At 59.2% G+C, this 512-nt stretch carries 1 protein-coding gene; it reads left to right on the forward strand.

Going from position 1 to position 512, the window contains the following annotated elements; translation table 11 throughout:
• Positions 1-29: 29 nt before the first annotated feature.
• Complete coding sequence (locus F8N80_RS30980; RefSeq protein ID WP_150785345.1) at positions 30-419, forward strand: c-type cytochrome; 390 nt, start codon at positions 30-32, stop codon at positions 417-419.
• Positions 420-512: the final 93 nt, after the last annotated feature.

Below are 512 nucleotides of genomic sequence, written 5' to 3' on the forward strand. Positions count from 1 at the left end.
CCTTCACGGATTCTCAAGGTCGCCTGCTTATGTTCACTTCACAGAAGTTCTCCCTCTTTGGTTTGCTGACCTTGGCGCTGGCACAAACCGTGGTCGCCGCCGAATGCACACCGGACCAGGGCCACGGCGCCCGGGTGTTCGCCAATGAATGCGGGGTGTGTCACTCGGTGAGCAAAGACATGGCCGGCATGATGGGGCCGAGCCTTGCGGGCGTGGTCGGGCGCAAGTCCGGCTCGCTCGAAGGCTTCAGCTACTCCCAGGCGATGCGCAGCAAGGACGTGACATGGCAAGCCGCAACCATCAGCCAACTGATCACCCAACCCCAGGCCTATGTGCCCGGGACCTACATGCCCTACATGGGGCTGGCCTCCGCCGATGACCGCCAGGCGGTCGTTTGCTATCTCAAAGAACAACGCTAATCAGCCGGATTTCCAGGTTGAACCATACGTTTGAACGACAGGTGAATTATGAGCAACGTTGAAATTCTGCCGCAGGTTGCTGCCTTCCTTGAG

The sequence above is a fragment of the Pseudomonas fluorescens genome (genome assembly GCF_902497995.1).
Taxonomy (GTDB): Bacteria; Pseudomonadota; Gammaproteobacteria; order Pseudomonadales; family Pseudomonadaceae; genus Aquipseudomonas; species Aquipseudomonas fluorescens_BK.